Below are 22,712 nucleotides of genomic sequence, written 5' to 3' on the forward strand. Positions count from 1 at the left end.
TTAGCTCCGGTAACGCGTAAGCAAAATGAAAAACCGCTGTTCATACAGCGGTTTTTTTTATAGGCTATACCTATAAAATAAGTGCCACCAGCAAGCATAATAAGTGCCAACCAAGGGCCCATAACAATAATGCAGCGCAACCGTTCACAATTCAAACAGCTGTTCCTGGCCGTAGCAACCCTGGCAGCCCTCAGTGGTTGTAGTGCCTACGTCAAAAATATCCAAAATACCGTCGAATACGCCATCTTCGGCGCCGACTCGGTCAACCTCAGCGATAGCCAAATTAAGCAACTCCAGTACGCGACCCAGTACATCAGCATTAGCGGTCAGCCGCGTGCCGCCATCGTGCTGGGCTATGTAGACGCTGACCAACACACCTATGTATCGGCCGACAGCGAGGCGGTGGTGCTACGCCATGGGCGGATGGTGGCGACCGAAGGTTTAAATAGCCGTTTTGATAATATCGAGCGACCAATAAAAAGCGTGCATGATCAAAGCCCGGATCCGCTGGTTTGCCTGACGTCCGCCAACCAAAACACGATCAACCCAAAAGCAATCAACCCCAACGCCGCCCAAACACCCGACTGCCCGCAACATTGGCAGGCAACGATTTATGTTGGTGAGGGCATGGACGAGCAACGCTACCAATTAAGCAGCCAGTTTAGCCGCGGCCAACAAGCCACGCTAAGCTTACCCGGCGGGCGTCATATCCAAGCGCAGCAGTGGCTGGAACAACTAACCGCCAACCAAGCCGGCGAGCAATGGCAGTATCAAAACGAATACTGGCTAAGCACAGAGCCGGGCCAGCCGGTGCGAGTGGTGCAGTCGGTGCAACAATTGGTGCCGGATTTTCCGCAAGCGACGTGGCAAGAACTTAAACCGTATTTTGCCCCGGCAGCAACCCCAGCCACCCCAGCCGGAGCCAAGCCATGAACCGCTTCATTACGTTAGTGCTGCTCGCCCTGGTGGCCTCATTAGTTACATTATCGGTCTGTGCTAAACAACCGCAACAACAAGCCACCGAAACACGCCAACTGAACGTGCAGTTTGCTAACGGCAACAGCCAGCAGTACAGCATCCCGCAAGGCACCCGGCTGGCCACCATTTTTAGCTCCTTGCAACCATTAGCTACACAAGCTGGTGACTTTGACTGGGCCGCCACCCGCTTAGGCTCTACCCAGTTACAGTACCAGTTACAAGGCCTGTTAGAACAAACACAGCAGCAGCTCAACCGCATCCAACACTATGCCCGCGGCAACGATAACCGCGAGTTAGCTAACGCCGCCCAACAGCTGCAGCAACAACTGAACCACAGCCAGTTCTTCGCCAGTTATTACTTAGGCATTCCGTGGCATAGCATGCGCCTGCAACAACAAAATAACCCACAGCTTAACGACACCCACAGCAGCAACACTTTTACGCTCATGTTTGCGCAGCGCAGCAACGCCATCGAGGTCTTTGGGCTAACCCAAAACCCGCACCGGCGTTCCTTGCAAAGTGCCGCCCAAGACAACAGCGTACAAGCGCTGCTTAAGCAACATCCGCGGCAGCCACAGGCCGAAACCAGTTATGTGTGGCAAATCAACCTAAATGGTGCCGTCGCTCATCGCCCGGTCGCTAATTATAATCAACACCAACTGGCACAATGCTACGAGCATGACCGGCGGCAACCGCTAGCCTTAACCGCCGCTAAAGATTGTCGCGTGCCACAGCAGCTCAGTGGTGGCAGTTTGCTGTACATCGGCTTAGACGAAAGCGAGTTACCGGATCACCTCCGCGGCATCAACACCTTAATGGTACGCCTGTTAAAACATTACCACCCAGCAGGGCCCACACAATGAGTTTTATTCTGCGCTATATAAAACCGGCGGCGGTAGCGACGGCAGTGCTCAGCGCTAGCCTGGCCAGCCCGAGTGCCAGCGCCCAGGATATTCCTGAATACTTACAGTACCAGCCGACCCAAACCGACGTCGGTGGAGCCGGGCTGTTGCAAATGCCGTCGGCGCGTATGGCCCGCCAAGGCGAATTTACGGTCTTTTATTACGACAACGACGAATACCGGCGCATTGGTTTAAGCTTGCAACTATTCCCCTGGCTAGAAACCATTATCCGCTACAACGACGTACGCACCCGGCTGTATAATCCGATCCCCGAGTTCTCCGGCGATCAAACCTATAAAGACCGCGGCGTCGATGTAAAATTTCGGTTGTGGGAAGAATCCCAATATATCCCCCAAATCAGCCTTGGGCTGCGTGATTTTGCCGGTACCGGGCAGTTTTCGGGGGAATACCTGGTCGCCTCCAAGCGCTGGCACGACTTTGATTTTACCTTAGGCATGGGCTGGGGTTATTTAGGCCGTAGTGGCAATATCGACAACCCGTTTTGCGAAATCACCGACAGTTACTGCGAACGCCCCGGTGGTTTTCAGGGCGAGGGCGGTAGCTTTGAATACGACGAGTGGTTTAAAGGCAATGCCGCCTTGTATGGCGGGGTCGAATGGCAATCGCCATGGGCACCGCTTAGCGTTAAAGTCGAATACGACGGCAACGATTACAGCGACGAGTCTTCGCGCACCGCGATTATTCAGGACTCGCACTGGAACCTAGGTTTGCATTATCGCTTGCACGAGCACGCCAATATTCAGGTGAGCTTTGAGCGCGGTAACACGCTGATGTTTGGTTTTAATCTGCGCACGAACTTTAACGATGCCGAGCAGTATAAACAGCGTCCGCGTAAACGCACCGCAGAAGATTTAGACAATACACGGCGGCCGGTGCACCCCGAGCAACTCAATACCGAACAGCTGGTCAATCAGGTGTATCGAGAAACCGGCTGGGCCAACAGTAAGCTCACACTCAGTGACGATGGCAAAACGCTCACCAGCTATGGCTATCAAACTCGCTATCGTGATCGCGACGAAGGCGACGAGCGCACCGCCCGCTTACTGGCGACAAAATTACCGGAATCCATTACCGAGTACCAACTGATTGATGCGCCGTATGGCTTAAAAATGCAACAAACGCAGATCGATGCCAGCCAAGTTAAAGCCGCCATGCGCGCCGACAGCATCGATGCCCAAGCGCAGTTCATCCGCAGCGATGTCGAGAGCACCGACCCCCAAGGGCGGGTGTTGGCCGAGCGCGACACCGACTGGAACTTACCATCGTTTAGCGTGCGACCTTATATTCAGCAATCCTTTGGTAGCCCCGAAAACTTTTACATGTACGAGTTGCGGGCCGACGCCTACAGCACCTGGGAAATCAAACAAAACGTGTTTGTTGATGGCCGTGCGGCGTTGCGCTTAGCCGGTAACTACGACGACTTTAATTTTATTATCCAGAACGACGACTCGCCGTTGCCGCGCGTGCGCACTTACATTCGTAGTTACGTTGAGTTTTCCGACATCTGGCTAGAAAACCTGCAAGCGACCTATTTAAAACAAATTAACAAAGACTGGTACGCCTCGGTTTACGGCGGCTATTTCGAGCGCATGTTTGGCGGGGTCGGTAGCGAGATCTTGTATCGCCCTTATGGTCAGGGCTGGGGTGTTGGTATGGACATTAACTGGGCCAAACAGCGGGCGTTTGACAGCCACTTTGGCTTTCGAGACTACGATGTGATGACCGGCCATGTTAGCGGTTACTGGAAGCCAAGCTTTTTACCCGATAGCATGATCCGGGTCGCCGCCGGGCGGTTCTTGGCCAAAGACGTCGGCGTACAAGTGAATTTTGAGCACAAATTTGATAGCGGGGTTATCGTGGGGGCTTATGCGGCTAAAACCGATGTCTCTGCCGAAGACTACGGCGAGGGCAGTTTTACCAAAGGCTTTTACCTGAGCCTGCCGTTTGACTTGTTCCAAATGCGCGACTCGAAAGGCCGTGCCACGGTCGGCTGGACCCCGCTAACCCGCGACGGTGGGCAGATGCTGATGCGGCAGCGACCCTTGTTCGGCGTTACCGATGCACGTGATGCTTTTTACGGCAATTAAACGTTTTTTAACAAATCGTACTGCGTAAGGGCTAGATACACGCGCCCCGCATCAGTACAATAGCAAAACCGTACCGTGCGCCCTGGCGCACGAATAAAATTTGTGTTGTCGCGTCAGGACGCGACCTACCGGCCTTTGGGAACCGCAACCCAGGGGCGGTAGCGTGCCCAGCTACGGCATGAACTCACACAAAAGGACGCATAACCTGTGAATATCCGTACTCCCTACACGCTAGCATTAACGCTGCTGGCCAGCTTATGGTTAAGTGCCTGCGCTAATCAGGCAGACAACAGCCAATGGCTGAACAGTAACAGCGTTGATTACCTAACCCCCGGCAGTAGTCAAGCGGTACAGTTTGCCCAACCCGGCCAAGTGGTGAGTATCAACACCCAAGGGCGCAACCAATTTAAAGCCAAAGTGGTTAAGCGCTACTTTGCCGCCAGCGGCCGCCATTGTTTACGGCTACAGGCCATTAACGAGCAGTACATCGCCTGTGACTACAGCGCTACCGCCGGTGGTAACAGCGGCCAGACGGACGCCGTGCGTTGGGGGCTAACCCCAGCCTATGCCCGCAGCAGCGCAGCTAACCCAGAAGGAATTGGGCAATGATAAAACCTAGCACGCTTCTCACACTCACCGCACTCACCGCACTAACGTTCAGCAGCTTCGGTGTTGCCCAAAGTCTGGCCGATTTAAGCCCACAACAGCGGGCGCAAGCCGAACAGCGCCTCAGCCAACAAAATGGCCAGCAAAGTAACCCACAGAGCAGCCAGAGCCAAGTCAACCCGCAAGTTTTTGCCCAATCCGGCAATCAACTATCGCCGTTAAGCGGCCAAAGCGTACAACAACCGGTGCGCTCCAGCTGGCGCACTGGCACCTACGGCCCGGTGATGGAAGAAATGCTCTCGGCGGAAGAACGCGCCGCCATTCAACCCTACGGCGCCGACCTCTTTAGTGGCGGCTTCCGCGGCATGCGCTCAGATGGCTTAAATCCGGATTATCAAATCATGCCCGGTGATCAAATCACCTTACGCGTGTGGGGCGCCACCGAAGTGCAAAGCGTACTGCCGGTCGATGCCCAGGGCTTTGTGTTTATTCCATCGGTAGGGCCGGTACAGGTACAAGGCACCAGCGCCGGTCAACTCAATAGCGTAATCACCAACGCCATCAAAACCGTCTACCCGAACGAAGTAAACGTTTACACCAACGTGCAAGGGGTGCAGCCGGTCGCCGTAATGGTTACTGGTAAAGTGAATCGCCCCGGTCGTTATGCCGGTGTACCCAGCGACTCCATTTTATACTTTTTAGACCAAGCCTCAGGCATTGATAACGAACTGGGCTCGTATCGCCAAATCGAGTTAATGCGTGACGGCGAACTGGTCACCACACTGGATTTGTATGACTTTTTACAAAACGGTCAGCTCAATCACCCGCAACTTAAAGAAGGCGACACCCTGTTAGTGAAAGAACGCGGCCCCAAAGTGACCGTGTACGGCGATGTCGGCCGGGCTTATCACTACGAACTGGATCAGCAAGCCGAGCAGGGCGCGATGATCACGGAGCTCGCCAAACTCAACCCCGGCGTATCGCATGCGTTGCTGGTGGGCACCCGTGGCGTGAACCCGATAGCTGATTACTTTACGTTAGGCGAATTTTCGCAGGCGCAGGTCACTGATGGCGACGAAATTGCCTTTTTCGCCGACGTGCGCACCGACCAAATCGTGGTGCAAATCGAAGGGAGCTATCTCGGCCAGTCGTACTTTGTGCTGCCGAAAGGGGCACGCTTGCTGGAGTTTTTAAATACCGTGGCGATCGATCCGCAAGAGACAGATTACGACAGTGTCTCAATTCGTCGTCAGAGTGTCGCCGAGCGTCAGAAAAAAGCCCTCGAAGAGAGTTTAGACCGGCTGGAGCAGACTTATTTAGGTGCGCCGTCATCGACTGCCGAAGAGGCCCAAGTACGGGCACAAGAAGCGGAGCTGATTAGCCAGTTCGTCGAAAAAGCGCGTGACACCAAACCGACCGGTCGTTTGGTGGTGACCGATAATGACCAGCTGGTGGATATTCGTTTACAGCATGGCGATGTGGTGACGCTGCCGAAGCGCACCGACTCGGTGCTGATCAGCGGCGAGGTGTATGTGCCGCAATCCGCGGTGTTTGTGGATAACAAGTCCGCCTGGGATTATATCGACGGCGCCGGCGGCTTGACCATGCGCGCTGATGACGACCGTGTGCTGATTGTGCGCCAAAACGGCGAGGTGGTGAATGCCGATGACGCCGAACTGCGCGCCGGTGACGAGATCTTGGTACTGCCGGCAGTGAGCAGCAAAAACGTGCAACTGGCGCAGTCAATTTCGCAAATCGTCTATCAGATTGCCGTGGCCACCAAAGTGGCGCTGGATCTGTAGTAATGAAGCAAAAGCTTAATGGCGAACGCAGCCCTTATCTTGTCACTTGGCATGTGTGGTCAGCGTTATTTTTACGCGAATTTGTTTCGCGTATGACAGCAGACCGGTTTGCCCCGGTCTGGCTTTTCTTGCATCCAATCCTTCACATCGTCATTTTGGTTGCCATTCGTGATTTCATTGGCCGTTCACGCATCGTTCCCGGAGCCGAATTCATACCCTGGCTAGTGGTAGGCATTACCACCTTTATTATGTTCCGGACACTTTGGATGCAAGGTATGAATGCAATTTCGGCCAATAAAGCGCTGTTTGCCTATCGGCAAGTTCATCCGACCGATACAGTAATTGTTCGTTGCGCAATGGAAGCCAAGCTACAACTATTTGTGATGGCAATAATGGTGGCAGGTTTTGCTGCACTTGGATTTAATATTATCCCTCATCACCCATTAGGCGCGCTTGAAGTACTGTTTGCGATGACCTTGTTAGGTTTGGGGATGGGGCTATGCAGTTCAGTGGTTGTCACCTTTTTTCCAGAAGCTGCAAAAATTGTGAGTTTAATCGTATTTCCACTTTATTTTTTATCGGGGGTTATATTGCCTGTACAAATTATGCCCCACGCTATTCAAGAATACCTTTTATATAATCCCTTGTTACACGCTATCGAATTGATCCGAGCGGACTTCTTTAGTACCTATCATCCCGTTCGTGGGGTGGAGTTAATGTATGTTTATGAATGGGCGGTATGCACAGTGCTATTAGGTTTAGCCTTGCACGTTCGCTATAAAGTTCGTTTGGTGGCAAGTTAGACATGAAACAAGAACAGCAACAACCTGTCATTGAGGTTAACGATGTCTGGAAACGTTATCACGGGCCATTTGGGAGTGATTGGGTACTGAAAGGCGTTAATTTTACGATACCCAAAGGCGTGTCTGTTGGTGTAGTCGGTAAAAATGGTGCAGGTAAATCAACACTATTACGGTTACTCGGTGGCATGGATTCGCCAGATAAGGGTGAGGTTATCGAGCGTTGCCGCGTTTCTTGGCCAATTGGTTTGGGGGGCGGATTTCAGGGTTCAATGACCGCGCGTCAAAACGTCAAGTTTGTTGCGCGCATTCATGGCGGCAACCGCAATATCGACGAAATCATAGAAGAAGTTCAAGACTTCGCTGAAATTGGCAAAGCGTTTGACCAACCCATAAAGACGTATTCAAGTGGTATGCGCTCGCGTGTGGCTTTTGGCTTATCATTGGCGTTCAATTTTGACGTTTACTTGTCGGACGAAGCGACTGCAGTCGGCGACATTACCTTTAAACGCAAAGCGAAGAAGGCGTTTGAGGATCGTATCGGCCAAGCGAGTTTAATCATGGTTGCGCACCAAACCAAAACATTAAAGGATTTTTGTCAGGCTGGTATTTGGCTACACGAAGGCCAGGCACTTTGGTACGACAAACTTGAAGATGCAATCGACGCCTACTACGAAAGCGTCGGTAAAGCCCCTGAATCTAAAAAAGGCGGCAAAAATAAAAAAGGGAATGATAAGGGCTAACATGAAAAAATTGATTAAGCGCCAACCCCACTGGTTCATTGCGGCAGTAGTCGTTCTTATTGGTGGCATCTACTGGTCACTTTTTGCGACTGATCGTTATGTTTCTCAGGCGCAAATCGTTCTGGAAAGTCCCGAAGTTAATCTTTCATCAATGAATATCTCCTCATTGCTGAGTGGCACCCAAGGCGCCGGAGATTTGTTATTACTGCGCGAGCACCTGCTCTCGGTAACGATGGTGCGTAAGTTACAAGAGGATCTTGATTTACGCAGTCATTATAGCCAGCAAAGTATCGACAGTTGGTCTCGATTAGAAGCACCAAATGTACCTATTGAAGTGTTTCACCAGTTTATGTTGGAGCACATTACGGCAGAGTTTGACGAATATGCTTCGGTACTAAACTTAAGTGTGCAAGCTTACGACCCGGAGATGGCGAAACGCATAGTTGAAACGTTGTTAGCCGAAGGTGAGTTACACATGAACCGCATGGGTCAGCGCCTGGCTGAAGAACAAGTTAAGTTTATTGAAGACCAAGCTAACAAGCTTGAAGAGCGCGTTTTTGCCGCACGAGAAGACATGCTTAACTTTCAAAATGAAAATGGCTTAGTGGCACCGTCGCAAACGGTACAGGCAATTTTTACCACCGTATCGCAGTTGCAAGCGCAGCGGGCGATGCTGGAAGCACGCCAAAAGGCATTGCTAGATTATCAGAACACCACATCACCTGAGGTAATGGCGCTAACGCGAGAAATACGCTCTCTGGATCAGCAAATAACAAAAGAGCAGGATAAACTTGCTCGTCAAAAGGGCGACGCATTGAACCGTACCTCAGCAGAGTTTGAAACCTTGCAATTAAAAGCAGAGTTTGCCTTGCAGCTTTATTCTAATACCTTGGTTGCTCTAGAAAGTACACGGATCGAAGCTGCGCGTAAGCTAAAGCAAGTATCAATTCTAGAGTTTCCAACACTACCGGAATATTCTACTAAACCCGATCGCCTCTACAATTTTACTGTGTTATTAATCTTTGCAGTATTTATAGCCGCTATTTTGCATTTAGCGTTGGCTATTATCCGTGACCATAAGCATTGATGTTATTACGCAGCGGCAAGATAGGGTCTATATTGTCGGTGTTAACGTTTTATGGAAGCGAGCTTGGCAAGCGTTTTTTAGTCATTTAAATCCTCAATACGTCAGTTATCCATCAGATGTGCCGAGTGGAGCCCTTGCATTAGTTTGGGGGTATAAATACCAACAGTCCGACTTCAGTAAAAACGTGCGTATCGTGCGTGTCGAAGACGGATTCATTCGGTCGGTAGGGCTAGGGGTAGAATTTGCAAAGCCTTGTTCTTGGGTCATAGATGATAAAGGGCTGTACTTTGATGCAAGCCAGCCGTCGCGCCTCGAAAGCTGGTTAAATGGCGCAGAACTAAACGCATTACAAACGCAACGGGCAAATGCGCTTATCGAAAAGCTAGTGACACAGCGCATCAGTAAATACAATGCGCAAACCCAGAGCTGGTGTCGGCCAAAAACAGAAAAAACCGTCATTTTAGTACCGGGACAGGTTGAAACGGATAAAAGTATTTTGCTTGGTTCTCCGGCCATAACCACAAACCTCGGCCTATTAGAGCAAGTTAGACGCAATAATCCCGAGGCTTTTGTAGTCTATAAACCGCACCCAGATATTGTCGCAAAAGCACGTAAATACGATAAAAATGAATTAAAAAAAGCGCAAGCGTATTGCGACGAAGTTATTATAAATGCCGATATCATTGAGGTACTTGAGAATATCGATGAGGTTCACACGCTAACGTCATTAACGGGCTTTGAAGGTTTGCTTCGAGGTAAGTCAGTTACCTGCTATGGGCAACCGTTTTATAGTGGTTGGGGGCTAACAAATGACTACTTAACGTGCCAACGGCGCGGCAAACACCTAAATTTAGCAACGCTAGTGTATGGCGCGTTAATAGCTTACCCGCTTTACTGCCATCCGCTGACAGGAGAAAAAACGGATGTTGAAGATGTCGTTGATGCGCTGGCACGAATTAAGAATAAGCCAATAACCCCAAAATACCATGTAAAAAACCTTATAGGTCGAGGCCTGCGACAGCTGATCAATCGGATGGTAGGTCGCCAATGACAGAGCGTATTGCCGTTATTGGTAAAGAAGTTAAGGTAATGCTCGGTTTTCGTGGTGAACTGTTAAAAGAGCTGGTAACACGAGGTCACACTGTTTATGCCTTTGCGACAGACTACACCGAAGAATCAAAGCAGCTTATTCGCTCTTTAGGCCTGATCCCAATCAGTTACCGGTTAAACAATTACGGTTTAAACCCAATCGCCGAGTTAATCACAATTTTTCAGTTGTGGCGCCGTATAAAACGATTGAATATAACGCTCACCTATTGCTATTTTGCCAAGCCGGTGCTTTATGGAACGTTTGCCGCATGGCTTGCAAGAGTGCCACATCGCGTGGCAAAAATTGAAGGTTTAGGTCGACCCTTTACACGTTACCATAAAAGTAAAAAACTCCATTTTGCGCGTCAGGTACAATCATTATTATTTAAATGGATTTTACCTAAAGCGCATGAGTTGGTGTTGTTGAACAAAGACGACTGGCAGGATTTAAAAAGAATCTGTGGTAATAGGCTACCGAATACCGTATTGCTTGGTGGAATCGGTGTTTGTTTAGAGCACTTTCAACAGTCACCTGTGCCGACAAAACCACTGGTATTTTCATTTATCGGACGACTGTTAAACGAAAAAGGTATTCGTTATTTTTTAAGTGCGGCAAAGCGGATTAAAAAAGATTATCCAGAGGTCGAATTTTGGGTTTTAGGCCAAGCTGACCCTGTGCATGGCGTGAGTCGTCAAGAACTTAATACCTTTGTAAACCGCAACATCATTCGCTATTTTGGCCAAGTGGATAACGTTGCCGACTTTTTGCACAAAACTAGCGTGTTCGTGATGCCCAGTTATTATCGCGAAGGTTTGCCTCGTAGTAGCCAAGAAGCTTTAGCCGTGGGTCGTCCAATAATAACAACTGATAACCCAGGTTGTCGCGAGACGGTGGTAAATAACGAAAATGGGCTATTGGTTCAACCTCGTGATTCCGATGCGTTGATTACGGCAATGCAGCACTGCATAGACAAGCCGGAATATCTACAAGCCATGGGTGACGCCAGCCGCAGATTAGCGGTAAAGCACTTTGACGTAACCCAGGTTAATCAAAGAATGTTAAAAGTACTCGGGCTTTAGCAATAGCTAGCCTCTTTAATACAGGACGTCAGTTAAGGTTATGACAGCAAAAGTTTTTCTAGTAACCGGTGGTGCCGGATTTATTGGTTCAGCGGTTATTCGAGAGTTGATCAATCATACTCAACACCAAGTAATCAATATTGATAAATTGACTTACGCTGGCAATCTCGAATCGCTAGCGAGCGTAAGCGATAACAACCGCTATCAGTTTGAACAAGCGGATATCGGCGACGCAGAACGTATGCAACAGCTATTTGAACACTATCAGCCGGACGTGGTTATGCACTTGGCTGCAGAGAGCCATGTGGATCGTTCGATTGATGGTCCTGCTGAATTTATTCAAACAAATATTGTAGGCACCTATACCTTACTCGAGGTCGCTAAAACCTATTGGCAGGGGCTAAAGCAAACAGCAGCAGAAAAAGCGGAAAACTTTAAATTTCACCATATATCCACTGACGAAGTTTATGGTGATTTAGAAGGAACTGGCGATTTATTTACCGAAACGACGCGTTACGCACCGAGTTCACCTTATTCCGCCAGTAAAGCAAGTTCAGATCACCTCGTCAGAGCCTGGCAACGCACCTTTGGTTTGCCTGCATTAGTAACAAATTGCTCTAATAATTACGGGCCGTTTCATTTTCCCGAAAAACTTATTCCATTGATGATCCTTAACGCGATAGCCGGTAAACCATTACCCGTTTATGGCGACGGGCAACAAATTCGTGATTGGTTATATGTCGAGGACCATGCGCGTGCACTGATCAAAGTAGCGCTTGAAGGCAAAGTAGGTGAAACCTACAATATCGGCGGCCATAACGAAAAAACCAATTTAACTGTCGTAGAAACACTTTGCGACTTGCTCGAAGAGCTTCAGCCCAGTAAACCCGAAGGGGTAAAAAACTATCGCGACTTAATCACATTCGTAACGGATCGTCCGGGGCACGACGTGCGCTACGCAATCGATGCCGGCAAGATAGAGCGTGAGTTGGGCTGGACTCCGGCAGAAACGTTCGAAACCGGGTTGCGTAAAACGGTGCAATGGTATCTTGACAATACGATATGGTGGCAGCGCGTACAGGACGGCAGTTACCAAGGCGAGCGTTTAGGTCAAGGACAGAGGTAACAACAGCGTCATGAAAATCTTTCTAACAGGGATAAACGGCCAAGTCGGTCACGAGCTATATGAACGTCTAAAAGACACACACGAGATCATAGCGCCAACGCGTGAACAGTTAGATTTAACCAACTTGAGCAAGGTAACAGACTATCTAGCACAAACCTCACCGCAGCTGATTATTAATGCAGCCGCGTTCACAGCAGTCGATAAAGCTGAAACTGAAATCGAGCAAGCGTTTAAATTGAACACGCACTTACCGGAGACCTTAGCTCTATTTGCGGGCGCTCGCGGCATTCGTTTAGTGCATTTCTCCACCGATTACGTTTACCCGGGGGATGGCCAACAACCGCGTGATGAAAAGGCGATAACCAATCCGCTTTCAGTATACGGCAAGAGTAAATTGGCCGGCGACATAGCCGTGCAAAAGCAGTGCCCGAATGCGGTTATTTTCCGCACCGCCTGGGTCTACAGCTATCGTGGCAAAAACTTTTTAAACACCATGTTAAAACTGGCTCAAGAACGCGAAACACTGAGCATTGTAAATGATCAAGTGGGTTCACCAACCTCTGCCGAGGTTATTGCTGATTATGTGCTAAGGGCATTGCAACACGAAGATCTTAAAGGTGTATATCATTTAGTCACTACTGGCTATGCCAGTTGGCATGAATTTGCCAACGAAATATTTACGCAAGCAAAGAAGAACGTCCTGCCATTAGCAGTAGAGACAGTCAACGGCATTCCAACGAGCGATTATCCCACACCCGCAACACGGCCATTAAATTCACGTTTAAGCACAGCCAAGCTTGAGCAAAAACTCGGCATAGCACTCCCGAGTTGGCAGCAGGCACTGACCGACACGATGGCAAAAGTAAAAGGATAAATCATGGACTATCAACCACTAGCGATCCCCGATGTTGTATTGATGACGCCGCAAGTGTTTGGTGACGAACGCGGTTTTTTTATGGAAACCTTCCGGCAAAACGAATTTGAACGACACTGTGGCAATCATCAGTTTGTGCAGGATAATCACAGTAAATCGCGGCGGGGAATTTTGCGCGGTTTACACTATCAGTTGCAGCAACCTCAAGGAAAATTGGTGCGGGTGACACAGGGACGAGTGTTTGATGTTGCTGTTGATTTACGCAAAGATTCAGCTAGTTTTGGCGAATGGGTAGGTGTTGAACTGTCTGCTGACAATAAACAAATGTTGTGGGTGCCACCCGGGTTTGCCCATGGTTTTTATGTTATCAGTGATACCGCAGAATTCAGTTATAAATGCACCGATTACTATGCTCCGGATGACGAACATAGCATTCGATATGATGACCCGGTGCTCGGTATTGATTGGCCATTGGCGGAAGGTGGTGAACCGCAGCTATCGGCAAAAGACGAGGCTGGCAAGTTATTTCAAGAGAGTGAGACATTTGCATGAGCAACCAAAACAAGGATGTCCTGAGCTGTTTTAAAGCCTACGATATTCGAGGCCAGTTAGGCGAAGAGCTAAACGAAGATATCGCGTACCGTATCGGTCGTGCATACGGTGAACAGCTAAAACCTCAATCGGTTGTGGTCGGCGGCGATGTGCGACTGACCAGCGAAGCATTAAAGCAAGCCTTGACTCGAGGACTTCGCGATGCCGGTGTTGATGTAACCGATATTGGCTTGGCCGGCACCGAAGAAATCTACTTTGCTACCTTTCATTATAAGTTCGACGGCGGTATTGAAGTCACCGCCAGCCATAATCCTATGGATTACAATGGCATGAAGCTGGTACGCGAAAACGCTAAACCCATCAGTGGGGATACGGGGTTACATGACATCAAAGCACTGGCCGAGGCGAATAACTTTGCACAACCGACAAAGCAAGGCGACTATAAGACCCTCGATATCAGCGATGATTACACTCAGCACCTACTTGGCTATGTAAACCCGAGCAACCTGAAACCGCTAAAGCTAGTTGTTAACAGTGGCAATGGTGCAGCAGGTCACGTTATCGATGCCCTTGAGCAAAAATTTGCTCAACATAAAATCCCATTTGAGCTGATAAAAGTACATCACCAAGCGGATGGCCATTTCCCCAATGGCATTCCCAATCCGTTACTACCAGAAAACCGAGCCAGCACACAACAAGCGGTCATTGAGCATAAAGCCGACATGGGAATTGCATGGGATGGCGATTTTGACCGTTGCTTTTTATTTGACGAAAACGGCGATTTTATCGAAGGTTATTATATTGTCGGCTTACTGGCAGAAGCGTTTTTGCAAAAACAGCCGGGTGCAAAAATCATTCATGACCCGCGCCTAACCTGGAACACTATAGATATCGTCAATAAAAATGGTGGCCAAGCGATACAAAGCAAAACAGGGCATGCCTTTATTAAAGAACGAATGCGCAAGGAAGACGCCGTATATGGTGGGGAAATGAGCGCGCATCATTATTTTAAAAGTTTCGCCTACTGTGATAGCGGTATGATCCCCTGGCTACTGGTGGCAGAGTTAATCTGTGTTAAAGACCAGCCGTTATCAAGCTTAGTAAAAAAGCGTATAAAAGCGTATCCGTCTTCGGGTGAAATTAACTCAACCCTCAGTGATGCAAAAGCAGCCATCGAACGAGTATTAACCCATTTTAAAACACCTGACTGTGAAGTTGACACAACCGATGGTATCAGCGTCGAATTTAGCAACTGGCGATTTAACTTAAGAAGCTCCAACACAGAACCCGTGGTTAGGCTTAACGTCGAGAGCAAAGCAGATACTGCACTAATGGAAGAGAAAACCGCCGCGATATTGTCGGTTTTGCGCAAATAAAGAAGGAACTCAATTTATGGCAACCATTATTCCCGTTATTTTATCCGGTGGCTCTGGTACAAGACTGTGGCCACTATCCCGTAAAGCTTTCCCGAAACAATTTTTAGACTTGTGTAGTGACCAGTCGATGCTGCAAGAAACCGTCAATCGAGTCACGCACATGCACGCACCCATTATTGTATGTAATGAAGACCACCGATTTACCGTTGCAGAACAAATGCAACAAGTCGGTATTGAGCCTAGCGCTATTATTCTAGAACCGGTGGGACGCAACACCGCGCCTGCAGTAATGCTAGCGGCATTAAAGGCTCAGGAAATTGATCCCGATGCCACTATCGTCGTGCTAGCGGCTGATCATGTTATCGGCGATGTTGAGGCGTTTAGAAAAGCAGCCTCAGCGGCTGTGGAACACGCACAAAGCGGGCATTTAGTTACTTTTGGTGTGGTGCCAACTAAAGCCGAAACCGGCTATGGCTATATCAAAGCCGAACACGGTGCAAAAAAACCGGGTAAAGTCCTGCAGTTCGTCGAAAAGCCCGATGCCCAAACCGCCGAGCAATACATCAGTGCGGGTGATTTTTTATGGAACAGTGGCATGTTCGTATTTCGTGCATCCACGTATTTAGGTGAGTTACACGAACACCGCGCAGATATTTATCAAGCCGTTGAAAAAGCCTGGAAGGAACAATCGCAGGATTTTGACTTTATTCGCGTCGATAAATCCCTGTTTGGCGAATCAGACGATGAATCTATCGATTATGCGGTCATGGAAAAAACGCAAAAAGCCATGGTCGTTCCGTTGGATGCAAACTGGAGTGATGTTGGGAGTTTTGCCAGCCTCTGGGAAGTCTCCGCTAAAGATGACAATGGTAACGCGTGTAAAGGTGACATTCACTTAATTGACAGCCGTAATAACCTGGTAATGTCAGAAAACCAATTAGTTACCGCTGTGGGCGTCGATGATTTAGTCATTGTATCGACAAAAGACGCCGTGATGGTGTCAAAAAGAGATCGTGTACAAGACGTTAAAGGCATTGTGCAAGAACTTCGCGCCAACAATCGTAGCGAATACATGCTTCATCGAGAAGTAAACCGCCCATGGGGCGCTTACGATTCCATCGACAAAGGCGAGCGTTTTCAGGTGAAACGGATTGTGGTGAAACCAGGGCAACAGCTGTCTAAACAAATGCATCACCATCGTGCCGAGCACTGGATCATTGTCAGTGGCACCGCCGTGGTTGAGATAGATGAAAAAGAACAGCTACTAACTGAAAATGAATCGGTTTATATCCCTCTAGGCGCTACGCATCGCCTGACCAACCCGGGGAAAATACCGCTTGAGCTAATAGAGGTGCAAAGTGGCTCGTATTTAGGCGAAGACGATATTGTAAGATTTCAAGACATCTATAACCGTAATTAAAAATCACAAGGAATGGGTTGTAATGAGCAGTAACGCAAGAAAGGGCATTATATTAGCAGGCGGTTCGGGTACTCGGTTATACCCGCTAACAAAAGGTGTGAGCAAACAGCTGATGCCTATTTTTGACAAGCCGATGATTTACTACCCATTGACTACGCTGATGTTTACAGGGATTCGGGATATCGCCATTATCACCACCCCCGAAGATCAGGAGTCATTCAAACGTGTGCTAGGTGACGGTAGTCAATGGGGGATCAGTCTAACCTATATCGTGCAACCCAGTCCCGATGGCCTAGCGCAAGCGTTCATCTTAGCCGAAGACTTTTTAGCGGGCTCTGCCTGCACGTTGGTGCTTGGCGATAATATTTATTACGGGCATGGTTTTTTAAAGTTATTGCACCGTGCCGCAGACCAGCAACAAGGCGCCACGGTATTTGGCTATCACGTGGACAACCCCAAAGCCTACGGCGTGGCGGAGTTTGATAAATCCGGCAAAGTAATCAGTATAGAAGAAAAGCCGGAGCAACCTAAGTCGAACTACGCGATTACCGGGTTGTATTTTTACGACAACCAAGTGGTCGAGTTAGCCAAGCAGGTAAAACCGTCAGACCGAGGCGAACTAGAAATTACTGATTTAAACCGCTTATATTTAGAAAAAGAACAACTGCATGTTGAGGTCATGGGGCGAGGCTATACCTGGTTGGATACCGGCACACACGGCAATCTATTAAGTGCAGCACAATTTGTACAAACCATAGAAGAGCGGCAAGGCTTAAAAATTTCGTGTCCGGAAGAGGTCGCCTACAGAAATGGTTTTATCACTGATGAGCAATTAAAAACATTGGCTAATGAGCAATACAAAAGTGGTTATGGCCAGTATCTGTACAAAATTTTGCGTGATGATCAACGCTATTGTGGTGATTTAAAAGACCGATTCGACCGGTAAACGTTTTAAAATAAGGTTAGCGTGTGGCTAAACATAAAAAAAGAACAACATTGTCATTAATACCAGTAAGCGCGGTAAATCAACGCGATAAAGACGCTGTGCCTATTGATTTTAAACCTGAGGCAATAACGGCGTTCACATCACGTTTGCAACACGGTGAACATGTCGAAATTATCATAGCCGCTCCAGAATGGTTGCTTAGCTTACATGGCAATGCGAATAATAAAGCTGACGCTATTAAGCCATCAGTGGTAACGCAGTTTTTACAGCAAATAAGCGACGTAGCGATTGAATATTATGAGCAGATAACCGTCAAAGACGTTACTCATTTATTACTCAAGCAAAACAACAAATGGGCAAATGCACTGCAACAGCTTGCCAGCATAATAAACGATGACGACATACATCGTTTATACGAAGAATTACTCGCCAGTTGTAAAACCCTCGACGTGCCAAAGCTAAAAAACGAGTATTGGCGCTTGACTGAACTGACCCGCTCAGTCGACAGCATGGTTGCAACGAGCCAAAAAAATGAACAAAGGCTCGCCGAGTCCGAAGAAGAAAACGAGCTGTTGTTGCTGCAGTTGCAACAAGTGCAAGAAGAGCTCGAACAAACGTTTAATGGCAGTAAACAAGATAAAACACAGATCGAGCAATTAAAAAAGCAGTTGCATGATGTAAAAACGGAATATGATATCGCACTTAGCGAAATCGAAACCCTGACTACAGCGAGTAACGGTGCTACAGCAGTGGAAGAAGAAAACGAGCTGCTGTTGTTGCAGTTGCAACAAGTACAGGAAGAACTAGAGCATTATTTTACGCAGTATCAAGCACTCACCGAACAACACAACAACCAACCCAAAATGGTTGGCAGCGCAAGTAGCTCATCACTGGCAACATTAATACGCCTTAAACAGCTAGTTTAAAGGCCAAACGGAATCTGATGCCGAGCAGCCGCTTGATTATACTCGACCCAGGGTTAGCAAATCCGCACGGACATCACGCGCTGATTTATCGCGAGCTGGCGCAAACACAGCAACCCATAACGGTTTATGCTCATCACGACTTTATTGCAAGCGAGCTGGTCACTGATGATGCTGATATAAACGTGAACCATGGTTTCAGCGCACCGTTTTATCGATTGCTAAACCCAACACTTGCGTTTAACAAAAAAAAACAGACCGAACACCAACTTGCACGCGAATACCGACAATGTTTTAAAGAAGTCAGTCAGCAGACAACGACTGGCGCAGTCGTACTGCATTCGCTGGGGTTAAGCCATTTGACGGCCGTGTATCATGCGCTTAAACAGTTGAAGCCAGTTGAACGTCCCAAGACATTGGTGTTAACTCTTCTGTACCGTTGGCCAAGACATCAAGATTGGATAGTCAAGTTCATACTCAGCGCGATGTTATCAGACCAACACCCCGTCACATCGTGCCGTATTTATGTCGCTGATGCCGAACTGCAACAGCATTTAGCGGAGCTGGGCATCAAGGTTTTGCTTCACCCGTGCTGTGCGATACCGGCCAGTACTTATAGCCAAACCTTTGATAGAAAAGAGAACCGTACCAATAGTGTTATTGCTTACTTAGGCGACGCAAAGCACGAAAAAGGTTTTACCACGTTACCTGAACAACTTAAGCAATGGGTAAAACAAGCTCCTGAAACAGAGTTTGTCGTGCATTACACCCTAACCGGTAAAGATCCAGCGCTAAAAGACACCGATCAGCAATTACAACAATTAGCCAATAGCCACAAGCAAATTAGGCTGTTAAATTACTGGCTAGATAATGATGCCATGGTGGGGCTTGTTGCCAACACAGCGTGCCTTGTGCTTAATTACAAACCGCCTGAATACAGCAACAAAAGCTCAGGCTTTTTGTGGCTTGCAGCGTTACTTGGTACATCGGTTGTTATTAACAATCGCACTTGGCTGGCGCGAGAAGCCTCACGGTTAAATTTAACCGCGTATGATATGGCTCGGTTTAAGCCGGCTTTATTGACCAACGCAGTAGCAAATCAAGCCGCGCAAAAGCCGACAAACTATCGCAAGGCGTTATTCAGACCTTTTAATCAGTGGTTACTAAAATTAAACGATGATTAGCGAAAACGTACAAGCATCCATAGCCGCGCAGCAGCATAATAAAGAACCTGGAAAGGTTGTATACATAGGCGCTGGAAGTAACCCCTCATTATTACAATGGCAAGTATTAAAACAACAGCAGTGGGTTCTGGCCGAGGCAGAGCCAGATAGCTTTGCCCGCTTACAAAAACGATATAAAAATAATAAAGCCATCGCATTGGTTAACGCCGTGATCGCCGAACAGGATCAAAAAAATAGCCCATTTTTTGTCTGTTCACCGGTACGTTTAAGCAGTCGCTATAAACCACTCGAGCTGCATCAGCGGATGCCCAACTTGAGCTGCGAAAAAACGACACAGCCGGCACTGTCAGTTAACGCGCTATTACAACAGCGGGAAGTATTACAACAGCCATTCAACCTGTTGGTCATTGATACTAACGGCGGCGAAGCCCAATTGTTGAATGGTTTATCCGAACAGCAGCTTAACAAATTTAATGTTGTGCTGATCAATACACCTAAAGCAAACTTCTATAGCGGAACCCGCGGTGAGGACGCAGTAAAACAAAGCTTAAATAAGCACTGTTTTAACTTAGTTGTGTCAGAATCCAGCGCCTTACACACAACCCAACTATGGCAACACGACGAACAAAAACAAACCATAAAAAAGCTCACTAACGAACGAAACCAAGCCCTATCCCGCGCCCAAACCGCCGAAAAAGAACGCGACGAATCCCTTTCCCGCGCACAAAACGCCGAAAAAGAACTAGAAACCACCGTAGCTCGCGTCCATGACGCGAGTAAAAAACTCGAACAATTACAACAAACCCTCAACCAACAAACCGAACGCACCAAAGCCGCCGAACAAGAACGCGACGAAGCCCTATCCCGCACACAAAACGCCGAAAAAGAACGCGACGAATCCCTATCTCGCGCACAAAAAGCCGAAAAAGAGCTGGAAGACACCGTAGCTCGCGTCCATGACGCGAGTAAAGAACTCGAACAATTACAACAAACCCTCAACCAACAAATCGAACACACCAAAACCGCCGAAAAAGAACGCGACGAATCCCTATCCCGCGCACAAAACGCCGAAAAAGAACTAGAAACCACCGTAGCTCGCGTCCATGACGCGAGTAAAAAGCTCGAACAACTACAACAAACCCTCAACCAGCAAACCGAACGCACCAAAAACGCCGAAAAAGAACGCGACGAATCCCTATCCCGCACACAAAACGCCGAAAAAGAACTAGAAGCCACCGTAGCTCGCGTCCATGACGCGAGTAAAGAGCTCGAACAATTACAACAAACCCTCAACCAACAAATCGAACACACCAAAACCGCCGAAAAAGAACGCGACGAATCCCTATCTCGCGCACAAAACGCGGAAAAAGAGCGTGATGAATCCGTAGCTCGCGTCCATGACGCGAGTAAAGAGCTCGAACAATTACAACAAAACCTCAACCAACAAACCGAACACACCAAAACCGCCGAACAAGAACGCGACGAAGCCCTGTCCCGCGCACAAAACACCGAAAAAGAACTAGAAGCTGCCGTAGCTCGTGCCTCTGGCACGAGTAAAGAACTCGAACAACTAAAACAAAACCTCAACCAACAAACCGAACGCGCCAAAGCCGAAGAACAAAAACGCATCGATACCGAAAAAGAGCTAGAAACCACCGTAGCTCGCGTCCATGACGCGAGTAACCAACTCGACCAACTAAAACAGCAGCTCAGCGACCAAACTGAACGCGCTAAAACCGCTGAAGCCAAAAACAAAGAATTAGAACAAACCGCAAAAGACGCCAACGAAGAGAGCGAAAAGCATATAAACTGGGCGCACAACCTGGAAGCCGAATTAGAACAAGCCAATAAAGTCGAAGAGCAGCTAACCAAAGAGCGTGATGAGGCTGTAGCTCGCGTTCATGACGCGAGTAAAGAACTCAAAGAACAACAACGCTCTTCGCAACTCAGCACCAAACTACTCGCCAAAGTCGAAGCCGACGCCTCCGAACTACGCGAACGCTACGCCGATAAAGTAAAAAGCGAGCAAGAGCTCAAAGACCTTATAAAAGAGTTGCACGCAAAACTGCAAGCCGCGTCGCATTTTTACCACAAACTTGAGCAAGAGCACCCCGAACTGCTCGAGAAGCTGTAGTACAGGTAAAGCCGTATTATGTCAGAATCTAAAGACCTAAAAACACTACAGCAAGAGCTGCAACAAGCGCTTAGTCTGATTAACGACTATAGCGCAACGCACAACGACACCAGTAAAGCCGTGCTCGACACCGATGGCCTGAACAACACCCAAAGCCTACTCGAGCGCTGTGCCGCTGTGGTTAACGCAGACAAAGACAACACCAAGCCCACATTACGCATTATTCATCACTTTGCCTGTAGTGGCGGTACCTTAATTTCCAAATGTCTGGCCGCACAGTCTAACGTATTCCTGCTAAGTGAATTGCATCCGACAACGCGGTTAGGTATGAACATGGAAAAAGCCGCCTATACCCCCAGAGACATAACAACTCAGGCAATATATGGGCGCGTACCAAACGTTGATGAATTAGCAGAAAAACTGTTTGTAAACGGCATCATTGAAACTGAAAAACACATACGTGAACGCGGTGGGTATTTGGTTATTAGAGCCCATACCCATGCCGACTATTGTACCAATAATCCCATACCAGAAGTCGATACATTAACCAGGCTGCTTGAACCGCACTTCCATATAAAGCACTTGGTTACTGTACGTAACCCCATCGACTCATTTATGTCGTTAAGAGATAACGGGTGGGTGCATTTCAAGCCAGATAGTTTCGATGAGTATTGCGGGCGATTACTAAAGTTTTTGGAGCCTTTCGACAAAGAACAAATTATTAAGTATGAAAGTTTTGTTGAGCACCCAGAACGCGAGTTAAAAAACATCACTGAATTACTCGGCATGACGCAATTCTCAGATGACTTGGAGTATATCGATATATTCCAGGTTAGTGGTGATAGCGGCAGAAGTGGTATAGAAATCTCAAAGCGCTCTAGAAAACCTGTTCCAGACGAACTGTATCAGCAAATTGTGTCCTCTAAAAACTTTAAAAGCTTGAGTGATCTTTATCAACTTGAGCCTATGAATCAAACTTAAG

At 48.1% G+C, this 22,712-nt stretch carries 20 protein-coding genes; all 20 read left to right on the plus strand.

What is annotated here, in order from left to right:
• The first annotated feature begins 129 nt into the window (after window positions 1-129).
• The 20 genes from KZ771_RS14040 (at window position 130) to KZ771_RS14135 (ending at window position 22,711) form a co-directional block, all read left to right on the plus strand.
• Window positions 130-933 carry a YjbF family lipoprotein gene (locus KZ771_RS14040; protein WP_290570992.1) on the plus strand — a complete coding sequence of 268 codons (804 nt, stop codon included), beginning with the start codon at window positions 130-132 and terminating at the stop codon, window positions 931-933.
• Entirely contained in the window at window positions 930-1,841 is a 912-nt protein-coding gene (locus tag KZ771_RS14045) for a capsule biosynthesis GfcC family protein (RefSeq protein ID WP_290570994.1), read from the plus strand. The genes KZ771_RS14040 and KZ771_RS14045 overlap by 4 nt, the downstream gene beginning before the upstream one ends.
• The gene (locus KZ771_RS14050) at window positions 1,838-3,988 is read left to right on the plus strand and encodes a YjbH domain-containing protein (RefSeq protein ID WP_290653970.1); all 2,151 of its coding nucleotides are present in this window, start codon (window positions 1,838-1,840) and stop codon (window positions 3,986-3,988) included. Before KZ771_RS14045 ends, KZ771_RS14050 begins: the two co-directional genes overlap by 4 nt.
• A gap of 207 nt (window positions 3,989-4,195) precedes the next feature.
• A complete protein-coding gene (locus KZ771_RS14055; RefSeq protein ID WP_290570997.1) occupies window positions 4,196-4,597 on the plus strand; it encodes a hypothetical protein in 402 nt (133 codons plus the stop codon).
• The gene (locus KZ771_RS14060) at window positions 4,594-6,396 is read left to right on the plus strand and encodes a polysaccharide biosynthesis/export family protein (protein WP_290653971.1); all 1,803 of its coding nucleotides are present in this window, start codon (window positions 4,594-4,596) and stop codon (window positions 6,394-6,396) included. Before KZ771_RS14055 ends, KZ771_RS14060 begins: the two co-directional genes overlap by 4 nt.
• A 2-nt stretch (window positions 6,397-6,398) precedes the next feature.
• Complete coding sequence (locus KZ771_RS14065) at window positions 6,399-7,199, plus strand: ABC transporter permease (RefSeq protein ID WP_290571001.1); 801 nt, start codon at window positions 6,399-6,401, stop codon at window positions 7,197-7,199.
• A 2-nt stretch (window positions 7,200-7,201) separates the two neighbouring features.
• Window positions 7,202-7,939 (plus strand): ABC transporter ATP-binding protein, encoded by a 738-nt coding sequence (locus KZ771_RS14070; protein ID WP_290653972.1) that lies wholly within the window; start codon window positions 7,202-7,204, stop codon window positions 7,937-7,939.
• 1 nt (window position 7,940) lies between these two features.
• Window positions 7,941-9,026 carry a hypothetical protein gene (locus KZ771_RS14075; RefSeq protein ID WP_290653973.1) on the plus strand — a complete coding sequence of 362 codons (1,086 nt, stop codon included), beginning with the start codon at window positions 7,941-7,943 and terminating at the stop codon, window positions 9,024-9,026.
• Window positions 9,010-10,077 carry a hypothetical protein gene (locus KZ771_RS14080; protein ID WP_290653974.1) on the plus strand — a complete coding sequence of 356 codons (1,068 nt, stop codon included), beginning with the start codon at window positions 9,010-9,012 and terminating at the stop codon, window positions 10,075-10,077. The genes KZ771_RS14075 and KZ771_RS14080 overlap by 17 nt, the downstream gene beginning before the upstream one ends.
• Window positions 10,074-11,195, plus strand: a complete 1,122-nt coding sequence (locus KZ771_RS14085) for a glycosyltransferase family 4 protein (RefSeq protein WP_290653975.1) — start codon at window positions 10,074-10,076, stop codon at window positions 11,193-11,195. Before KZ771_RS14080 ends, KZ771_RS14085 begins: the two co-directional genes overlap by 4 nt.
• Before the next feature lie 40 nt (window positions 11,196-11,235).
• A complete protein-coding gene (gene rfbB, locus KZ771_RS14090) occupies window positions 11,236-12,321 on the plus strand; it encodes a dTDP-glucose 4,6-dehydratase (protein WP_290653976.1) in 1,086 nt (361 codons plus the stop codon).
• 10 nt (window positions 12,322-12,331) lie between these two features.
• The gene (gene rfbD, locus KZ771_RS14095) at window positions 12,332-13,195 is read left to right on the plus strand and encodes a dTDP-4-dehydrorhamnose reductase (protein ID WP_290653977.1); all 864 of its coding nucleotides are present in this window, start codon (window positions 12,332-12,334) and stop codon (window positions 13,193-13,195) included.
• A 3-nt stretch (window positions 13,196-13,198) separates the two neighbouring features.
• On the plus strand, window positions 13,199-13,747 hold the full coding sequence (gene rfbC, locus KZ771_RS14100; RefSeq protein WP_290653978.1) for a dTDP-4-dehydrorhamnose 3,5-epimerase: 549 nt from the start codon (window positions 13,199-13,201) through the stop codon (window positions 13,745-13,747).
• Window positions 13,744-15,123: a phosphomannomutase CpsG gene (locus tag KZ771_RS14105; RefSeq protein WP_290653979.1), complete on the plus strand. Its 1,380-nt coding sequence runs from the start codon at window positions 13,744-13,746 to the stop codon at window positions 15,121-15,123. Before rfbC ends, KZ771_RS14105 begins: the two co-directional genes overlap by 4 nt.
• 16 nt (window positions 15,124-15,139) lie before the next feature.
• Entirely contained in the window at window positions 15,140-16,543 is a 1,404-nt protein-coding gene (locus tag KZ771_RS14110; protein WP_290571018.1) for a mannose-1-phosphate guanylyltransferase/mannose-6-phosphate isomerase, read from the plus strand.
• 22 nt (window positions 16,544-16,565) lie between these two features.
• Window positions 16,566-17,489 (plus strand): glucose-1-phosphate thymidylyltransferase RfbA, encoded by a 924-nt coding sequence (gene rfbA / locus KZ771_RS14115; protein WP_290653980.1) that lies wholly within the window; start codon window positions 16,566-16,568, stop codon window positions 17,487-17,489.
• A gap of 23 nt (window positions 17,490-17,512) precedes the next feature.
• The gene (locus KZ771_RS14120) at window positions 17,513-18,415 is read left to right on the plus strand and encodes a hypothetical protein (RefSeq protein WP_290653981.1); all 903 of its coding nucleotides are present in this window, start codon (window positions 17,513-17,515) and stop codon (window positions 18,413-18,415) included.
• A 17-nt stretch (window positions 18,416-18,432) separates the two neighbouring features.
• A complete protein-coding gene (locus KZ771_RS14125) occupies window positions 18,433-19,596 on the plus strand; it encodes a hypothetical protein (RefSeq protein ID WP_290653982.1) in 1,164 nt (387 codons plus the stop codon).
• Window positions 19,589-21,730 carry a hypothetical protein gene (locus KZ771_RS14130; RefSeq protein ID WP_290653983.1) on the plus strand — a complete coding sequence of 714 codons (2,142 nt, stop codon included), beginning with the start codon at window positions 19,589-19,591 and terminating at the stop codon, window positions 21,728-21,730. The genes KZ771_RS14125 and KZ771_RS14130 overlap by 8 nt, the downstream gene beginning before the upstream one ends.
• A gap of 18 nt (window positions 21,731-21,748) precedes the next feature.
• Window positions 21,749-22,711, plus strand: coding sequence for a hypothetical protein (locus tag KZ771_RS14135; protein WP_290653984.1), 963 nt, complete (start codon window positions 21,749-21,751; stop codon window positions 22,709-22,711).
• Window position 22,712: the final 1 nt, after the last annotated feature.

Source organism: Idiomarina sp. (assembly GCF_019431395.1).
In the GTDB taxonomy this organism is placed as follows: domain Bacteria; phylum Pseudomonadota; class Gammaproteobacteria; order Enterobacterales; family Alteromonadaceae; genus Idiomarina.